Genomic DNA, 18,184 nt, shown 5'->3' with positions numbered 1-18,184 from the left:
CCATCCCCCGACCGGCACCGACCGTCACGACACGGCGATCGTCACGGTGCCGCTCGCCCCCAGGTGCAGCGTGGGCATGCCGCTCGCGGCGGGAACGCGGTCGAGCACGACCACCCGCACCTGGTAGGTGCCCTTCCCCCAGCCGAGGCTCGACGGCTTCAGGTCGGCCTGGAAGAAGTCCTTGTCCGCCAGGTAGCGCGCCAGGGTGTCCGTCGACCCTGACGCCGCGCCGACCCTGCCGGTGGTCCGGGTCCAGCTGAGCCGCACCCTCCTGGCCGACACCAGCGCCGCCGCCTCGGCGTCGGGGACCTTCCGTCCGGCGGCGTCCAGGGCCGACACCTTCAGGGGCACCGTGCCGGACGCGTTCGTGGAGACCTTGTCCCGGCTGACGGGCGACCCGAACGCCGTGAAGGCGTACTGCGCGGTGTGGCGGCGGGTGGCCGCCGTCGCCCCGGGCGTGCCCACCGTGAGGTCGAACCCGCCGACCAGGGTGCCCGCGCGTGGTGCGGGAGCCGTCACCGCGCCGTACGAGGAGGTCGTCCCCGTCCACGTGGACCTCACCGACGCGGGCGAGCCCGGCACCGGGAACCCGGCTCGGGGCCCCGACTCCGGGAACCCGAAGGTGACGACGGCGCCGGGCACCGGGCCCCGCGCGTCGGTCACCGTCGCCGTCGTCCCGCCGGAGTACGACGAGCCCGCCCGGGTCATCGCCGAGCCCGTTGCGGTCGGGGTCAGCGTCACGGTCGCTCCCCCGATGACCAGGTCGGTCTCGACGGGCGCCGCGGGCAGCAACGTGCTGCCGGTCGGCGGCAGCACCGCGACCTTCAGGTGGACCGCGCCCGAGGGCAGCCCTTCGAGGACGTCCGTGGTCCCGTCCACCAGCGGCGTCGGCATCCGGGCGACGCCGTCGTCGTCGGTGGTGCCCACCGACGTCAGCGTGAGAGGGCCGCGCGTGAGGGTGAAGGACACCCCGCGACCACCGAGGACAGTGCCCGAGGAGCCGGTCACGCGTGCCGCGATGTCGTCGAACTCGGACACGTCCGAGATGCCGCTCAGGTCGACCGTGGCTCCGTCGACCCCCGCCTCGGTCAGCCCGTGCCCGTTGCCCTCCGCGGCGTCCAGCGACACGGCGCCGACCCCGTTCGCGGCCTGGACCAGGAAGCGGAAGCCTGCCGCGCTCTGACCTGCGGGGAGCGGGAAGGTGGCGCTCCACAGGGTGGAGTCGAGGTCGTCCTGCTCCAGCGGCCGTGACTGCCAACGTCCGTGCCCGGTGTCGCCGGGGTTCTCTCCCGTCCAGGTCAGCCAGGCCTCCTGGACCCCGGCGGACGGGTCGCCGGTGACCCTGGCCGACACGGTGACCGAGCGCCCGACGGTCGTCCCGGAGACGTCCGAGATCGAGGGAGCGGCGGCCTGGAAGGGGGCGTTCCCGGCGAAGGTCTCCGCACCGTTGGCGTAGAAGAGCCGAAAGCCCATGCGGGAGTAGGCGCGGCGGGAGTTCGTGGGGACCGTGTCGTCGGCGCTCGCCGCCTCGGTGCGGTACTGCGCCGGCGTCAGCACGAGCGACGTCCGCCCGGCTCCCGAGGAACGCACGAGCGTGTCGAAGTAGTTGGGCGTGGCCAGCCGCTGGGGGAAGGAGACGAGCGACTCGAAGCCGGTGTGCGGGGTGCTGGACTCCACGGCCGGGGCACCGGTCAGCGGCACCTTGCGCGTGTCGTCGCGGTAGGTGCCCGACACGAAGCCGACGCCGCGCAGGACGGTGTTCGGCGCCGTCACGTCCTCCACCTGCTTCGGCAGCACGGGCTCGCCGGGGAAGACCGAGACCCCGTCGCGACCGTTGAGCCAGGTCAGCTCGCCGGGCAGCCCGGCGCCGTAGGCGCTCAGGTCGGTCCTCCGCGATCCCTCGTCGGTGGGCGTGGCGTAGTCGACGTCGGCGGTGTCGAGACCGAGCCCTGCCCCGGGTGTGCCGGCGGGTGCGCGCTGCAAGGTCGGCCGGACCGAGGACGGGTCGTCCCCGGTGCGCCGGGGGGCGTCGACCGCAGCCATCGGCAGGCCGTACATCGTGGCCTGCATGACGGCCTTCTGGTCGATGCCGGTGACGCTGGAGAGTGACGCGAGGTAGTCCCGCTTGGCCGCCATCAACGCCTCGCCGACGGCGACCGGGCCGGTGCCGCGTCGCAGCTCGCGGGCGATGTTGAGGTAGATGCGCTCGCTGTACTCGAGGAACTCGGTGTCGCCGTACTGGTAGCCGGTGCCGCCGATGAGGAGCGCCCGCTGCTGCGCCATGGCCTGCGCCCAGTCGTAGGTGTCGGCGTTGGCTTCGTTCTGCTCCCCGGGCACCACGGTGTAGCCGGAGTGGCAGCCGGCGCTGAGCACCAGCGTGTCCTCGAGGTAGAGCGGCTTGTCGGGGGCGGGCTCGAGCTCGCGCGCCGAGAACGTGTCGGTGAAGTTCGCCGTCAGCGTCTCGTTGGCGTTGAAGTGGCCGGCGAGGTAGACGAGGTCGTGGCGCGAGCCCAGGAGCGCCGTGCGCAGCTCGTCGTCGTCCCACGACTGGGGGTACGGCACCCCCGGCTCGGTGATCAGCTCGTCCTTGCGCTCGGTGGTGGCAGCGTCGCCGTCGTCCATGGCACGGCCGAACTCGTTGCTGACGGCGTGGGCCGCGTCGGCGAGGAAGTCGTAGCCGGTGACCAGCGAGCCGGTCGGGCGGATCGGCCGCGTGTCCGGTTCGAGGTAGTGCTCGACCGTGGCGATGATGTCCTCTGGGGACTTGACCAGGCGGCCGACCGCCAGGTCCGGCACGGGCAGGGTGGCCCCGGCGATCGTCACCTGCGTCTGCGATCCGTAGGCGTCCTGGCTGAGCAGCTGGTCCTGCGCCAGGCTCTCCCCGGCCTGCGTGCCCGACTTCATCGTGTCCTTGAACTGGCTCTCCTGGCCGAGGCCCGAGAGGTCGGGGTAGCGGAAGAACGGCACGATGTCGTCGCCGCCGGCCACCACGACGTACCGCGTGTCGGGGGTCCGTCGCTCGTCGACGAGGTCGTCGACCGCGTCGGCGACGAGGTTCACGGCGTAGGGGCATCCGAGCTTGCCGTCGACCTGGGCCTTGAGGGCCTGCACCCGCGGCGACTGCGCGAGGTCGAGCACCGTGCCCTTGACCGAGGTCGACCTGGCGAGGTCGTCGAGCGCGTCGAGCAGCGCCTGCCTCGTCGTCGGGTCGGTGCCCTGGAAGTCGGTGGAGTCGGTGAGCACGATCGTCTGCGAGCCGTGGCTCGTCGGTGCCTGCCCCTCCCAGCCGCTCGCCGCCGAGTCACTCACGCCGGCGCACTGCGCGCCGCCCGAACGCGTGGCGGACACGGTGAACGCGTCGGTGCCGGAGAAGTCGTCGGCCCCGTGGCCCTGCACCCGGAGGTAGTAGAAGCCGGTCGTGTTGCCCGACCGTGCGGAGACCGACTCCCCACCGCGGCCCGACCGGGCCGACACGGCGATCAGGCTCTGGTCCTGTGCGGTGCTGAACGCCTGCTGGAAGTCAGCGTTGGAGGTGATGCCCGGGTCGAACGTCGCGGGCGCGTAGGCGCGCGGGGCGTACGCACGAGGCGCATAGGCGCGCGGGGCGTACGCACGAGGCGCGTAGGCACGAGGCGCGTACGCACGAGGCGCGTAGGCACGCGGGGCGAAGCTCGGCCCCGGCTTCAGGGCCGGTCCCATCGTGCCCTCGACGATCCCCTCGGGGAACTCCGGCACCTGCGAGCCGTTGCCCGCCGTGCCCGCGGTGGCGCTGGCGGCGAGTGCGGTGAGGTCGGGGCTCTCGGTGAGGTTCGTGAGGGCCTTGCCGATGTCGCCGTACAGCGCGAGGTCGTAGTCCTTCGGCAGGCCCGTCAGGGTCGCGCTCACGGTCTGGCCCGGGATGACGGGCACGCGGAACCAGCGCGACTCGCCCGACTCGGTGAGCTTGTCCTGCGCCGATCCGCTCTGGTCCCCCGCCGGCCGCGCGGCGATGAGGTCCGTCGCCTTGGTCCACTGCCGGTTGTCGCCGCCCAGGCTCTCGAGGTACGGGCGGGTGCTGAGGGTGAACGTGCCGCTCAGCGTGTTGTTCGAGTCGCCGTTGGAGCCGGACACCTCGAAGCCGTACTCCTGGCCGGCGAGCAGCGAGAACGTCGCCACGCCGCCGTAGCTGAACCCGGCGGACGGTGTCTCGCAGCAGCTCCTCGGGCCCGCGCTGACCAGGGGCTGGTCCTGGTAGACCTTCACGCCGCCGATGACCGTGTAGGCCCTCAGGGTGGCGGTGACGTTGAAGTACGCATGGAAGCCTTGCCAGCTCCAGGGGACCTGGACCCTGGCCTCCTCGGGGATCTCGGCGCCGGGGTCGTACACGCTGCTGAAGTCCCACGTCTGCTCGCCGAAGCCCCCGTCGACCGAGCGGTAGGTGAACTGCGCCGCCGACTCGCTGCCGTCCTGGACGTTCGAGATGGTGGTGGGTGCCGTGTTGACCACGGCAGCGCTCCACACGCTGGTCGCGGCCGTCGCCGGAGGGGCGGGGAGGGCGACCACGGTCAGCAGGCCCAGCAGCAGCGAGGCCAGCGCCGCCGGCACCGTCGTCCTCCGCGCCCACCGCTCGCGGGAGGTCGCAGGGACGGGACTCGCTGCACGCGCCATGAGGCACTTCCTCCGGGTCGCCTCCGAGCCCCCCTCAGCCCTGGGGCGCCCGCGAGGGGCGCCGACCCGGTTCGGCGCGGTCAACCTAACCCGGTGTGTCCCGCTTGTCGGAGTGACCTCCGTCCCGAATTACTCGCCCATCGGCACCAACCGGACGCAAAGGGACACCGCCGGCTACGCGGACGTGCGGGGCCCCTTCAGACCGTCAGCAGCCGTCGTGCCGCGTCCAGGGCCTCGGTGAGTGTCCAGCTCTCCCCGGCCTCGAGCGCGTCGGCCTGCGCCGTCACGCTGCGACGACGACGGACGGGCGCGAGCGCGTCCTCCAGCTCGTTCTCCGCCGAGGCGAACCGCGGGGCCCCGATCTCGGCTCGCACGGCCCCGGCCGCTGCCACCAGCGCGACGGCCCCGTGGTCGTGGGCCTCCGTGCCGGTGCCGCCGTCGGTCAGCAGCCACAGGGCGATGTCCTCGAGCACCTGGGCGAGGTACCACCGGTCGTCGCGCTCGGCGTAGGCCTCCAGCGAGGCGCGGAGGTGCCCGGCGGCCGTGCCGAGCTCACCGACCTGGCGGTCGACGTTGCCCTGGTTGTGCCCGACGATCGCGACCATCCACGGGTCGCCGATCAGCTCGGCGAGCTCCCGTGCCTCGCCGAAGCGCTCCCGTGCCAGCGACAGGTCGTCACGTGCGAGCGCCAGCATCCCCATGTTGATCAGCGCCACCGACTCCGTCTTGCGGTCCCGCAGGGTGCGCAGCCGCTCGAGCGCGTCGCGGCCGATCCGCTCCGCTCCGTCGAGGTCGCCCTCGTCCTCGGCGCAGAGCGCCAGGTTGGTCAGCATGGCCGCGACGCCCTCGGCGTCGCCCTCGGTCTGCCGCAGCTGCAGGCTCTCCTGGTACGCCGCCCGCGCCGCTGCCGGGTCGCCCTGCTGCGAGGCCAGCGTCCCGCGCAGGTGCAGCACCCGGGCGCGGCCCGCCCGGTCGTCGAGGTCGGCGAAGCCTCGCTCCGCCTTGTCCAGCCCGGCGGCCGCGTCGGCGTACCGGCCCTGCTTGCGGTCGAGCTCGGCGCGCGCGACCCTCGCCCGGGCCGCGGACCGGTCGTCGCCGACGTCCTCGGCCGCGTCGAGGGCGCGGGAGACGGCGTCCTCCGCGCCCGCCCAGTCGCCGCGAGACTCCAGGGCCTCGGCCAGCGACAGCAGCACGGGCGCGCGGTCCACGGGCTCGACCAGCGGCAGCGCACGCTCCAGCAGGTCGACGGCCCGGTCGATGTCGTAGGTGCTGCGCGCGTTCTCCGCGCCGAGCACGAAGTAGCGGCGCTGCTGGGCCAGGTCGTCGCTGTGGCCGTAGTGGTGCACCAGCAGGTCGAGGGAGCGCACCGGACCGTCCGGCTCGGCCTCCAGCGCGTCTCCGGCGCGACCGTGGAGGACCGTGCGGACCGCGTAGGGGATCGACTCGTAGGCCACGTCGCGGGTGACCGAGTGGCCGAAGGCGAAGGTGCGCGCCGCCCGGTCCTCGGGGGCCACCAGCCGCGTCGACGACACCGCGAGGAGGTGGCCGTCGACCTCGTCGTCGTCGCCCAGGTCGGGGTAGGTGCCGGCCACGAGGCGCGACGCGAAGGAGCGACCCAGCACGCTCGCCACCTTCAGCGACTGGCGCGGTCCCTCCGGCTGGGTGTCGATACGGCTCAGCACCAGGCTGTGCAGACTCGCGGGCAGGTCGTCGGCCTCGGGGTCCTCGTCGGCGCCCTCCGTGGCCCGCGCGGCGAGGTAGTCGACGAGCTGCTCGAGGTAGAAGGCGTTGCCCTCGGCGCGCGTGACGACCAGGTCGACGACCTCGGCGCCGGGGTTCCGTCCGGACACGGTCCGGTGCCGGGCGGTCACGAGCTCGCGCGCCGCGTCCTCCGGCAGCCCCTCGAGCACCAGGTCCGTCGCGCGTGTGGCTGTCACCGGCATCCCGGCGTACGCCGTGCCGTCGGGACGTGCGGTGACGAGCAGAAGCACGGGGAGCCCGGCGGCCACTCGGGCCAGCACGGCGAGCAGGTCGCGCGAGAGCGGGTCGAGCAACTGCGCGTCCTCGAGGTGGACGACCAGCGGCGAGGTCGCGGCCCGGGCGCGGAGCAGGCGCGACAGCAGGTCCTCGAGCGAGGTCTTGCGCAGCTCGGCGTCGAAGGAGCCGGTGAGGTCGGAGTCGGGCAGCGGGACCCCGAGGACCGCCTGGAGCAACGGCGTGCGGGCCGTGAGCCCGGCGTCGAGGGCGGCGACGGCCGCGGTGACGGACGCCGGGGTCGCGTCCGACGGGTCCACCCCCAGCAGCTCGGCCCACACGTCGCGCCAGCCGAGGTAGGCCGCACCCGCGACGGCCGAAGCCTCGCCCGAGGCCACCGTCACCCCGGCCCGCTCCCACGCCCGGACCGCCTCGGCGACCAGACGCGACTTGCCCGTGCCCGCCTCTCCCTGCACGACGACCGTGTGACCCCGCCCCTCCTGGGCCTCCTGCCACCGGGCGTGCAGCAGGGCGGTCTCCTCCGCGCGGCCCACCAGCGGGACCGCGGCCGGGCCGTCCTCCGACGAGCGCCGCGCAGCCGGCACCCGCTGGGCCCGTCCCAGCAGCTCCCGTGCGGCGGCCGGCCGGGTCTTGCCCTTGAGCGTCAACGGCTGCAGCGCCCGCCAGGCGAACCGCGTGCCGGTCGCGCGCGCGACGTCCTCGTGCACCCAGACCGACCCGGTCGGTGCCTTGCTCATCAGCCGCGCCGCCAGGTTCACCGCGTCGCCGAGGCAGCAGAAGGTACGCCGCTGCCGGTGGCCGTAGGTGCCGCTGCGCAGGCGACCGCTCGCGATCCCGACCTGCAGGTCGGTGACGGTCAGCGGCTCCTCGTCGGCCAGCAGCTCGAGCGCGGCGGCGCAGGCCCTCGCCGCGTCGTCCTCGTGGGCCACCGGGGCGCCGAACACGGCGTACAGGTAGGCGCCCTTGTCGCCGATCGTGAGCTGCAGGACGTAGCCGCCGTGGGTGGCGAGGATCCGCTGCGTCCGTCGCACGAAGCGGTCGAGCCGCTCGGGAGCGGAGTCGTCGGCCTCGAAGTCCAGGCCGCCGAAGCGCAGGAACACGGGCACGGCCGGTCGGAGCTCGGCGAGGAACTCCCCGCGTCCGGCAGCCATCCGCTCCCACACCGGGGGCAGCACCCACGGCCGGACGAGGTCCTCGGACAGCACCGGCGGGGCGGAGGCCGGACCCGGGTCGGAGGCCGCCACCGTCAGGCCCGCGACCACCCCGACCGGGCCGTGCTCGCCGGCGCGCAGCTCAGCGATCGCGACCCGATCCCCCAGGGACGCCATCGCCCCGGCGTCGACGACGACGTCGCCGGACTCCGAGACCTGCTCGGCCGACGCGAGCGACTCGGTCAGCGACCCGGCCAGGACGTCGACGAGCTGCACGTCGGGGTCGCCCACCACGAAGCGGTGGACCGGTCCGGTGGCGACGGCCACCTTGACGCCCAGCCGGACCTCACGCCCCTGCGGGGTGCGCACCAGTCCCACGCCGTCCATGACCCGTTGCATCTCCAGCGCGCACGCCACCGCGCCAAGACCGTCGTCGCCGTCCAGCCAGGCCGTCACCGCGTCGCCGCTGAAGTAGATGACGCTGCCGCGCCACACGTGCAGCCGCTCGAGCAGCGCGGAGAACACCCGGTCGAGCGTGGCCGTCAGCTCCTCGGCGCCCCGACGCGCTCCCAGCTCGGTGGCCAGGGCCTCGGTCAGCGGGGTGAACCCCGAGATGTCGACGAACACCGCCGAGCCGGTGGTCCGTCGGGGCAGGTCCTCGCCGCGGGCGAGCGCCGTCCGCCGGTCACCCGGCAGGTAGGCCTGGGGGTTGTCCCCGGGCAGCAGCCGGTTGACGGAGTGCTCCTCCACACCGGACGAACTGCGGTCCACCTCGCGCTCCTCCACCCGTGCCCCTCGTCGCGTGACGACGTCTGGAGCCTAAGGCAGCGCGGCGACGGTGCCTATGCTCCGCGGACGGTGGACCTGCGAGGGCTACGCGTGCCAGCAGGCCGGGAGCGGGAGCGTCGGCTTGGCGGTGTTGTCGCGGTCCAGGGGGTGCGGGAAGGTCCGGCACGGCTCCGCCTGACTCATGCGGTCGCGACGGTGCAGGGTGAGCTCGGCGATGCGCGGGATCTCCAGACCACCGCTCCTGACCGATCCGCAGCAGTTGTTCGGATGGATGTGGACGACAGCGTGCGTCTGCAGCAGCTTGTCGAACACACGCGAAGCGATACCGAAGAACGAGCGGCTGAACAGCTCGTGCAGGTAGTGGAACTCGATGACCATGATCCGGAACTGCGCCAACAGCTCGGTCGGGGTCGCGAGCAGCGTCTCGTACTCGGCGCCCTCGACGTCCATCTGCAGCAGGAGGTCCCCGGCGTCGCCCGGAAGCCTGGCGTTCTTCCAGTCGCTGAGCGTGAAGAACGTGTCATCGGTCAGGGAGCCGACGTACCTCTTGTCGAAGACGAACTGCGGGTGCGGCTGCGCGGGCCCCTCGACCGAGTGGTCGGCGAGGAAGACCTGCATGCCGCGCGCGGCTAGGTCCACCTCGAAGCCGGACTCCGTCGACACCCCTGGGGAGAAGGCGCTGGTGATCCCCTCGAGGTCGTCCGGCACGAGGTACCCGCCATCGGCGTCCGGGCCCAGCCGGACCAGGTCCGACCCGCCGTGCACGGGGTGGAGGCGGTCGATCAGGTCACGCACGTCCGCGGTGCTGGCCCGGGAGCCGACGTGGTACCCCGCGCCGCCGACCATCCGGACAGCGACATCGCCTGCCTGCCGCGTGGCTTTCCTCATCGAGCTCCCCATCTCAGGCGGTCACGGGTGTGACGTGCGCGGGATCCTACGGCACGGGCGTCCGGCCCGGAGCGGTCAGCCGTCGACGCGGTTGCCGTGCTCGTCCCAGTGCTCGGCGACCTTCTTGCTGGGCTGGACCCGCGGCGGCTCCCCCGGCATCTTCGGGTAGTCCGGCGGGTAGGGCATGTCGGTCAGGCCGCCGGCGATGTCGTCGGCGTACATCTGCAGCAGGGTGTCGAGGCGACCGGGGTGCTCGTCGATCGCGGCCATGGCGTCGCCGCGCTCGGCGAGCCGGTCGGGCACGGTGTGCAGGTTGAGGGTGCGGGGGTCCAGGCCCTCCAGCTCCTCCCACTCGACCGGGGTGGAGACCGGCCCGCCGGGCTTCGGGCGCAGCGAGTAGGCGCTGGCGATCGTCCGGTCGCGGGAGTTCTGGTTGTAGTCGACGAAGATGTTCGTGCCGCGCTCCTCCTTCCACCACGCCGTCGTCACCCCCGGCGTACGCCGCTCCAGCTCGCGACCGAACGCGATCGCGGCGTGCCTCAGGTCGACGAAGTCCCACTCCGGGACGAGGCGCACGTAGACGTGCACACCGCGGTTGCCGCTGGTCTTGGGGAACCCGACGAGACCGATCTCGGTCAGCAGGTCCCGCGCGGCGAGGGCGACCCGCGCCGCGTCGGCGAAGTCGGTGCCGGGCTGCGGGTCGAGGTCGATGCGGAGCTCGTCGGGGTGGTCGACGTCCGCGCGACGCACCGGCCACGGGTGGAAGGTGATGGTCCCCATGTGGGCGGCCCACGCCACGGTGGCGATCTCGGTCGGGCAGATCTCCTTCGCCGTACGCCCCGAGGGGAAGGTGACCTCGACCTCCTCGAGGTAGTCCGGCGCGCCCTTCGGCGTGCGCTTGGAGTAGAACGCCTCGGCCTTGTCGTAGGAGCCCGAGCCGGCGCGCCCGGTGGACAGCTCCATGCCCTCGCGTACGCCGCTGGGCCAGCGCTCGAGCGCCGTCGGCCGGTCGCGCAGCGCCCGCATGATGCCGTCCTCGACGGCCACGTAGTACTCCGCGACCTGGAGCTTGGTGGCCGCCGGGGCCCAGGGCGTCTCCTCGAACACCACCCGGTCGGGGCTGCTGACCCGCACCTCACGCCCGCCCGCCTGCACCTGCGCTGCCTTCGACGCCATGGGCTCACTCTGGCACGGCCCGGCGACAGGATCGTGTGCATCCGGTGCCACCCGGTGACCTCGGGCGCACACGATCGCGCGCTGGACCGCGTCAGTACCGTGGAGGGCATGGGATACGCCGTTGAGAAGTCTGACCAGGAGTGGCGCGAGCAGCTGTCCGCCGAGGAGTTCCAGGTGCTCCGCAAGGCCGGCACCGAGCGGCCCTTCGTGGGCGAGTACACCGACACCAAGACCGAGGGCGTCTACCGCTGCCGGGCCTGCCAGGCCGAGCTGTTCCGCTCCGACACCAAGTTCGACTCGCACTGCGGGTGGCCGTCGTTCTTCGCGCCGCTGGCCGAGGACCGGGTGGAGTACATCGAGGACCGCTCGATGGGCATGAAGCGCGTCGAGGTCCGCTGCGGCACCTGCGGCTCCCACCTCGGTCACGTCTTCGAGGGTGAGGGCTACGGCACCCCGACCGACCAGCGCTACTGCATCAACTCGATCAGCCTCACCTTGGAGCCGGCGAACGAGCCCGCCGACAGCTGAGGGGTCTGCTGCCGGTTTCACCAGGTACCTAGTGAAACTGGCGCTTCCCGAACGATGCTTCGTCAGGGAAGCGCCGGTTTCGCTCGGGAAGCAGGGTGCCTCTCGGCACACGTCTTCGGTGCGGCCGGACGGACCGGGCAGCTCGCTGTCACCCGCCCAGGCCGAGCGCGCGGCGTCGTACGAGCGGGAAAATGGGGCGGCTCCCCGAACGAAACCGGCGCTTCCCGAGCGATGTTTCGCTCGGGAAGCGCCGGTTTCACTAGGTACCTAGTGAAACCGACAGGGGCCCGCCCCTCAGGGGAGGTCGGCGAGGAGCTCGGCGACCTCGCGACGACGGCCGGTGTAGAAGGGGATCTCCTCGCGGACGTGGCGGCGGGCGCCGGAGGCGCGCAGGTGGCGCATGAGGTCGACGATGCGGTGCAGCTCGTCGGCCTCGAAGGCCAGCAGCCACTCGTAGTCGCCGAGCGCGAACGACGCCACGGTGTTGGCGCGCACGTCCTTGTAGTCACGCGCCATCTGGCCGTGCTCGGACAGCAGGGCGCGCCGCTCCTCGTCGGGCAGCAGGTACCACTCGTAGGAGCGCACGAACGGGTAGACGCAGACGTACTGCCGCGCCTCCTCGTCGGCCAGGAACGCCGGGATGTGGCTGCGGTTGAACTCCGCCGGCCGGTGCAGGGCCATCTGCGACCACACCGGCTCGAAGCGCGACCCGAACGCCGTACGGCGGAAGCGGTGGTAGTGCTGCTGCAGGTCGTCGGAGGACTCGGCGTGGGTCCACACCAGCAGGTCGGCGTCGGCGCGCAGACCGGCCACGTCGTAGAGGCCGCGCACCACCACGGTGTCGCCCATCTCCTCGAGCAGCTTCTCGACCTCGCGGGCCTCGGCCTCGCGGTCGGCGTCCCCGATCACGTCGCGCAGCTTGAAGACCGACCACATCGTGTAGCGGATGGAGTCGTTGAGGTCCTTGGCCCGCTTGCCGCGGTTGGGGGTGTGCTCGCTCATGGGGCCAGTCTCACAGGGGCGCCGGGGATTCCCAAGGCGACCTCCCTCACCCGCCCGACGGCTCGGGGCGCGCGGCGAGAAAGGCCAGCACCTCGCGCGCGGCCCGCTCCCCCGAGGCGACGCAGGCCGGGATCCCCACCCCGTCGTACGCCGCTCCCGCGACGGTCAGGCCCGGCTGACGCGCCACCGCCTCCCGGACCCGCCGCACCCGGTCGAGGTGCCCGACGGCGTACTGAGGCAGCCCGCCGCCCCACCGGGTGACCGCGGCGTCGACCGGGCGTGCCGAAAGACCGCTCACGGACCCCAGGTCGGCGAGCGCCAGGTCGACGAGCTCGGGGTCGTCGCGCTGCAGGTCGCGCTCCTCGCGGTGCCGTCCGAGCGAGGTGCGCATCAGCACCAGCCCGTCGGCCGCACGCTCGAGCCAGCCCCACTTCGCCGACGAGTAGGTCGCCGCCTTGATGCTCAGCCCCTCGACCGCCGGCACCAGGAAGCCCGACCCCACCGGCGCCGGCAGGTCGCCGGCCCGGAACGCGAGGGTGACCAGGGCGACCGAGGCGTAGTCCACGCCCGCGAGCTCGGGAGCAGCAGCCGGGACGTCGTCGGCCAGCAGCCGCGCCGCGGGGGCCGCCGGCAGCGCGAGCACCACCGCGTCGGCCTCGATCTCCTCGGCAGCCGTGGTCGGTCCCACCACGAGCCGCCAGCCGTGGGAGGTCCGGCGCAGCGACCGCACCGTGGCTCCGGTGCGGACCTCGAGGCGATGACCCCCGGCGGCCGCCGCGGAGTCCGCCACCGCCTGCGGCAACCGGCCCACGCCTCCGGCCAGCCCGGCGAACACCGGCACCGCCACGGGCGAGGCGGCCGAGGTGCTGTCGGCCGGCTCCTCGGCGCGCGTCGCGGGCGCGACCGCCAGGGACGCCGCGGCCGCCCGGGTCAGCGACGGGTCACGGCGCAGGAGGTCGAGCGCCTGGGGCAGCGTGGCCCGCAGCGACAGCTCGCGGGCCAGACCGGCGTACACGCCGCCCAGCAGCGGCTCCACGAGCCGGTCGAGCACCTCACGACCCAGCCGCTGCTCGATCAGCCAGCCCACGCTCACGTCCTCGTCGGGCAGCGTGGTCGCGGGCAGGTCACGGTCCTCGGCGGCCCGGGCCAGTCCCTCGGCGCTCAGCACCTCCGACTCGGCCAGCCCGTCCAGGTCGGCCGGGATCCCCATGACCGAGCGCGGCAGCGGGCGCAGCGCACCTCGCGACCAGACGCGCGCCGCCGCCGTCTCCGGGTGCACGACGTCGGTGCCCAGACCCGCGGCCCGCGCCAGGGCCACCCCCTCCGGACGTCGGTTGAGGATCGACTCCGCGCCCAGGTCCACCGTGACCCCGGCGACCTCGCCGAGGCGGAGCTTGCCGCCGACGACGGGCGAGGACTCGAGCAGCAGCACCTCGACGTCGGGGTCGCCGGTCACCAGGGCGTGGGCCGCGGCCAGTCCGGTGACCCCGCCCCCGACCACCACGACCCGGCGGGAGCGCGTCGGCGCGTCGGTTGCCATGGCTCCACCCTCGCAAACGCCGCAGCACCGGCGGTGACGGGGGAACCCCGCACGGTGCCGCTGCGTCCCACCGAGGTCGGCGGGAGCGGCCCACCGGCGCGGCCGGGACCGACGGCAGACCCGAGACGGACCAGCGGCACGACCAGCAGCACGACCAGCAAGGGGTGGAGACCATGGACACGACGACTTCTCCGGGAGCGCGAGGGACCGACCGACGGACGGCTCGCCGTCGCGGCGCCGGCCGACCGGCGCTGCTGCTCGCGGCCGGGCTGACCACGCTGACGGTGCTGACCGGCTGCTCCGGGAGCGACCAGGGCGCCGCCGGCGAGGCGGCGTCCGGCAGCGACAGCGGTGCCGGCGACCTCGGCTCACCGGACGGCAGCGTGGCCCTCGACTCCCCCGCCCAGGCCGGCGACGCCGACGCCCCGGACTCCCTCGCCGACGAGGCCCGGTCGTTCGACGCCACCGGCTCGGGCGCGCGCGCAACCATGGCGCGCGGCGACACGGGTGGAACGAGCGACAGCACCAGCGTCACGGGTCCGGCGGCCCGCGTCCCGGTCGAGGCCGGCCTCTACATCCGCACCGGCCGGGTCACCCTAGTCAGCGACGACCTCGAGTCCGCGCGGGCGTCGCTGGAGCGCACCGTGCGCCGCTACGGCGGTCAGGTCGCCTCCGAGCAGACCGACAGCACCGACGAGGGCGAGCTGCGGTCCTCCCGTCTCACCCTCCGCGTGCCCTCGGCCCGGTTCTCGACCGTGATGGCGTCGTTCGCCGAGCTCGGTGCCGTGCAGGACAGCCGCACCGAGCAGGAGGAGGTGACCACCGAGGTCATCGACGTGGCCTCGCGCATCCGCACGCAGGAGGTCAGCCTCGGTCGGCTCCGCGGCTTCCTGGACCGGGCCACCTCGGTGGCGTCCGTCATCCGCCTCGAGTCCGAGATCGCGCGCCGGGAGGCCGACCTGGCCTCGCTGCGAGCCCAGCAGGACTACCTGGCCGACCAGACGTCGTACTCCACCATCGAGCTCACGCTCCGGGCCGAGGAGAAGGACCCGGAGCCCGCACCGACGAAGGAGAAGGAGGACACCGGGTTCCTCGCCGGTCTCAGCGGAGGCTGGAACGCCCTCGTCGACGTGCTGGTCGTCGCCGCCACGGTGCTCGGGGCGCTGCTGCCCTTCGCCCTCGTCGTCGCGCTGGTCGGGCTCCCGCTGGCGGTCTGGCTGCGCACCACCCGCCGCCACCGTCGTACGCCGGGCGAGGCCACACCGGCCACCTGAGACCGGCGGGCCGCCGGACGTGGGTGCCGGTCAGCGGCGCGACTGCTCGTGGACGAAGTCGGTGAGCCGGGCGAGCTGGTCGGGGTCGGTCGAGGGCATGACCCCGTGGCCGAGGTTGAAGATGTGGCCCGGCGCGGCCCGGCCGGCGTCGAGCACCTCGGCCGCCCGGGCGAGCATCACCTCGGTCGGGGCGAAGACCAGGGACGGGTCGAGGTTGCCCTGGACCGGGCGACCGCCGACGCGCCGGATGCCGTCGGCGAGCGGCACGCGCCAGTCCACGCCGACCACGTCGGCGCCGGCCTGCCCCATGAGGTCGAGCAGCTCGCCGGTGCCGACGCCGAAGTGGATGCGCGGCACCCCGAGCTCGCCGGCCGCGGCCAGCACCTGCGACGACCACGGCATGACGTGGGCGACGTAGTCCTGCGGGGCCATCGCGCCGGCCCAGGAGTCGAAGAGCTGGACGGCCGACGCGCCGGCCTCCACCTGCACCCGCAGGTACGCCGCCGAGATGCCGGCGATCTTGGCCATGAGGGCGGCCCACACGTCGGGGGCGCCGTACATCATGGCCTTGGTGAGCGCGTGCTCCTTCGACGGCCCGCCCTCCACGAGGTACGACGCGACGGTGAACGGTGCGCCCGCGAACCCGATGAGCGGGGTGCTGCCGAGCTCGCCCACCAGCGTCCGCACCGCCTCGGTGATGTAGGGGACGTGCTCGGGGGTCAGGTCGGGGATGGCCGCGACGTCGGCCAGGGTGCGCACCGGCTGTGCCACCACCGGACCGACCCCGGGCTTGATGTCGAGGTCGACCCCGACCGCCTTGAGGGGCAGCACGATGTCGGAGAAGAAGATGGCGGCGTCGACGTCGTAGCGGCGGACCGGCTGCAGCGTGATCTCGGTGATGAGGTCGGGCTGCATGCAGGAGTCGAGCATCGCGACGCCCTCGCGCAGCTTGCGGTACTCCGGCAGGGAGCGTCCCGCCTGCCGCATGAACCAGACCGGCGTGTGCGGCACGGGCTCGCCACGCGCGGCGAGCAGGAACGGGGAAGAGGCGAGGTCAGCAGCGGGCACCGGCCCATCCTCGCAGAGAGTCGAACACAGGGCCGAACCGGCGAGGGGGCCGGTTTCCCGGCATTCGCGCTGCCGCGTGTCGGGGGTCGCGCCCCGGCGTGTCGGCCTAGTGTGTCGCCATGGCCACGCGTCACCCTTCCCGTGTGGACGCGTCCCCGACTCCCCCCGAGTTCGCGGACGCCGTCGCCCAGATGCGTGCTGCCCGTCTGCGGCCCGAGGTGCTCTGCGAGGAGATGCCCGCGCCCCAACGCATCGCACCCTTCGCCTCCGCCCTCTCGGCCGACGTCACCGTGGACGGCGACGACACCGGCACCGGGCGCCTCGTGCTGCTGCACGACCCCGCCGGCAACGACACCTGGGGCGGCACCTTCCGCTGCGTGGCCTACGCCCGCGCCGAGATCCCCTCCGACCTCGCCGCCGACCCGTTCCTGGCCGAGGTCGCCTGGACCTGGCTGGTCGAGGCCCTGGCCTCGCACGGCGCCGAGTACTCCCTGCCCTCGGGCACGGTCACCAAGGTGACCTCCGACAGCTTCGGCGGGATGGCCGAGGAGGGCGGCAGCGCCCAGCTCGAGATCCGCGCCTCCTGGACCCCCGAGGGTGACGTCGGACCGCACGTCGAGGCCTGGGGCGAGCTCATGTGCACCGCCGTCGGCCTGGAGCCGGTCCCGGTCGGGGTCACCCCGCTCCCCAACCGTCGGGGCCAGCGTTCCGAACGATGAGGACGCGGGCTTCCGGCATCATGGCCAGGACATGACCTCCGCTTCCGACAATTCCGACCCCGCCGACGCCCCGAGCGCCGACGGTGCAGCAGGCGCGCCCGAGCCCGCCCCCGGCACCTCGCCCGAGCCCGCTCCCGAGGCAGTTCCCGAGCCCGAACCAGCTCCCCTGCTGGAGCTGCGCGAGCCGCTGCCCGCCGTGGTCGACTCCGAGGCGGGCGTCGCGGAGGTCGCCGCACGCCTGGCCGCCGGCACCGGTCCGATCGCGGTCGACGCCGAGCGCGCCTCCGGCTACCGCTACTCCCAGCGCGCCTACCTCATCCAGATCCGTCGCGAGGGCTCGGGCACCGCGCTCGTCGACCCGATCGGCATCGCCGACCTCTCCCCCCTCGCCGAGGCGCTGGCGGCCGACGAGTGGATCCTGCACGCCGCCTCCCAGGACCTGCCGTGCCTGGGCGAGCTCGGTCTCCGCCCGACCGCGCTGTTCGACACCGAGCTCGCGGGCCGGTTGCTGGGCTACCCCCGCGTGGGGCTCGCCACGATCGTCGAGGAGGTCCTCGGCCGTCGGCTGCGCAAGGAGCACTCGGCCGTCGACTGGTCGACGCGTCCGCTCCCGACGCCCTGGCTGGAGTACGCCGCCCTCGACGTGGAGCCGCTCGTCGAGCTCCGCGAGGCGTTGCACGCCGAGCTCGTCGCGGCCGGCAAGTGGGAGTGGGCGCAGCAGGAGTTCGCCCACGTCATGGCGATGCCGCCACCCGCACCGCGGGCCGAGCCGTGGCGACGTACCTCCGGGATGCACAAGGCGCGGGGTCGGCGCTCGCTCGCCGCGGTGCGCGCCCTGTGGCACGCCCGCGACGACATCGCCTCCGAGCGCGACGTGACCCCGGGCCGGATCATCCCCGACTCCGCGATCGTCGAGGCCGCCGCGGCCGGGCCGCGGGACCGCGAGAGCCTGCTGGGGCTGCGCGGCTTCCACGGCCGGGGGGCGGGCCGCTACGCGAAGGTGTGGCTGCAGGCCCTGCGCGACGCCCGCGAGCTGCCCGACACCGACCTGCCGACCACGAGCGCGCGCTTCGACGGCCCGCCCCCGCCCCGCGCCTGGGGCGAGAAGAACCCGGCTGCCGCCGCCCGGCTCACGCAGGCCCGGGCCGCGCTGGCCGAGCTGGCCGAGCAGCTCTCGGTCCCGGTCGAGAACCTGCTCACCCCCGACAGCGCACGGCGCGTGCTGTGGACCCCGCCGGCGCCCGAGCCGGACGCCCTCGCCGCCGCGCTGAGGGCCCTCGGCGCCCGCCCGTGGCAGGTCGACGTCACCGGACCGCTGCTGCTCGAGGCCATCGCCGCGCACCCCGACGCCTGACCGGCCCTGACCGGCCCTGACCGGCCCTGACCGGCCCTGACCGGCCCTGACCG

Annotated in this window: 11 protein-coding genes; 4 read left to right on the top strand and 7 right to left on the bottom strand. The window is 73.9% G+C overall.

What is annotated here, in order from left to right:
• Nucleotides 1-24: 24 nt before the first annotated feature.
• From G7072_RS07470 to G7072_RS07455, 4 genes are all read right to left on the bottom strand, one after another.
• Complete coding sequence (locus G7072_RS07470; RefSeq protein ID WP_166085027.1) at nucleotides 25-4,647, bottom strand: hypothetical protein; 4,623 nt, start codon at nucleotides 4,645-4,647, stop codon at nucleotides 25-27.
• 197 nt (nucleotides 4,648-4,844) lie between these two features.
• The gene (locus G7072_RS07465; RefSeq protein WP_166085025.1) at nucleotides 4,845-8,564 is read right to left on the bottom strand and encodes an AAA family ATPase; all 3,720 of its coding nucleotides are present in this window, start codon (nucleotides 8,562-8,564) and stop codon (nucleotides 4,845-4,847) included.
• A 102-nt stretch (nucleotides 8,565-8,666) separates the two neighbouring features.
• Entirely contained in the window at nucleotides 8,667-9,377 is a 711-nt protein-coding gene (locus tag G7072_RS07460) for an FkbM family methyltransferase (RefSeq protein WP_166085023.1), read from the bottom strand.
• Between the two features lie 168 nt (nucleotides 9,378-9,545).
• Nucleotides 9,546-10,646: a DNA primase small subunit domain-containing protein gene (locus tag G7072_RS07455; RefSeq protein WP_166085021.1), complete on the bottom strand. Its 1,101-nt coding sequence runs from the start codon at nucleotides 10,644-10,646 to the stop codon at nucleotides 9,546-9,548.
• 108 nt (nucleotides 10,647-10,754) lie between these two features.
• Between G7072_RS07455 and msrB the strand changes: the two genes are divergently transcribed.
• Nucleotides 10,755-11,174: a peptide-methionine (R)-S-oxide reductase MsrB gene (msrB, locus tag G7072_RS07450; protein ID WP_166085019.1), complete on the top strand. Its 420-nt coding sequence runs from the start codon at nucleotides 10,755-10,757 to the stop codon at nucleotides 11,172-11,174.
• 294 nt (nucleotides 11,175-11,468) lie between these two features.
• On the opposite strand, the gene hemQ is transcribed toward msrB, so the two are convergent.
• Both hemQ and hemG read right to left on the bottom strand, forming a co-directional pair.
• The gene (gene hemQ, locus G7072_RS07445) at nucleotides 11,469-12,176 is read right to left on the bottom strand and encodes a hydrogen peroxide-dependent heme synthase (protein ID WP_166085017.1); all 708 of its coding nucleotides are present in this window, start codon (nucleotides 12,174-12,176) and stop codon (nucleotides 11,469-11,471) included.
• Between the two features lie 46 nt (nucleotides 12,177-12,222).
• Nucleotides 12,223-13,716 carry a protoporphyrinogen oxidase gene (hemG, locus tag G7072_RS07440; protein ID WP_166085015.1) on the bottom strand — a complete coding sequence of 498 codons (1,494 nt, stop codon included), beginning with the start codon at nucleotides 13,714-13,716 and terminating at the stop codon, nucleotides 12,223-12,225.
• A 173-nt stretch (nucleotides 13,717-13,889) separates the two neighbouring features.
• Here hemG and G7072_RS07435 point away from each other — a divergent pair, with 173 nt between their 5' ends.
• Entirely contained in the window at nucleotides 13,890-14,990 is a 1,101-nt protein-coding gene (locus G7072_RS07435; RefSeq protein WP_166085012.1) for a DUF4349 domain-containing protein, read from the top strand.
• Between the two features lie 30 nt (nucleotides 14,991-15,020).
• Here G7072_RS07435 and hemE read toward each other — a convergent pair whose 3' ends face one another.
• Nucleotides 15,021-16,058: a uroporphyrinogen decarboxylase gene (hemE, locus tag G7072_RS07430; protein WP_206063316.1), complete on the bottom strand. Its 1,038-nt coding sequence runs from the start codon at nucleotides 16,056-16,058 to the stop codon at nucleotides 15,021-15,023.
• A 119-nt stretch (nucleotides 16,059-16,177) separates the two neighbouring features.
• Between hemE and G7072_RS07425 the strand changes: the two genes are divergently transcribed.
• Both G7072_RS07425 and G7072_RS07420 read left to right on the top strand, forming a co-directional pair.
• Nucleotides 16,178-16,777, top strand: a complete 600-nt coding sequence (locus G7072_RS07425) for a DUF3000 domain-containing protein (protein ID WP_166085010.1) — start codon at nucleotides 16,178-16,180, stop codon at nucleotides 16,775-16,777.
• Between the two features lie 31 nt (nucleotides 16,778-16,808).
• Nucleotides 16,809-18,131 carry a ribonuclease D gene (locus G7072_RS07420; RefSeq protein WP_166085009.1) on the top strand — a complete coding sequence of 441 codons (1,323 nt, stop codon included), beginning with the start codon at nucleotides 16,809-16,811 and terminating at the stop codon, nucleotides 18,129-18,131.
• Nucleotides 18,132-18,184 lie beyond the last annotated feature (53 nt).

Origin of the sequence: Nocardioides sp. HDW12B, assembly GCF_011299595.1 — a bacterium.
Taxonomy (GTDB): domain Bacteria; phylum Actinomycetota; class Actinomycetes; order Propionibacteriales; family Nocardioidaceae; genus Marmoricola_A.
This window is presented reverse-complemented; position numbering and strand designations above follow the sequence as displayed.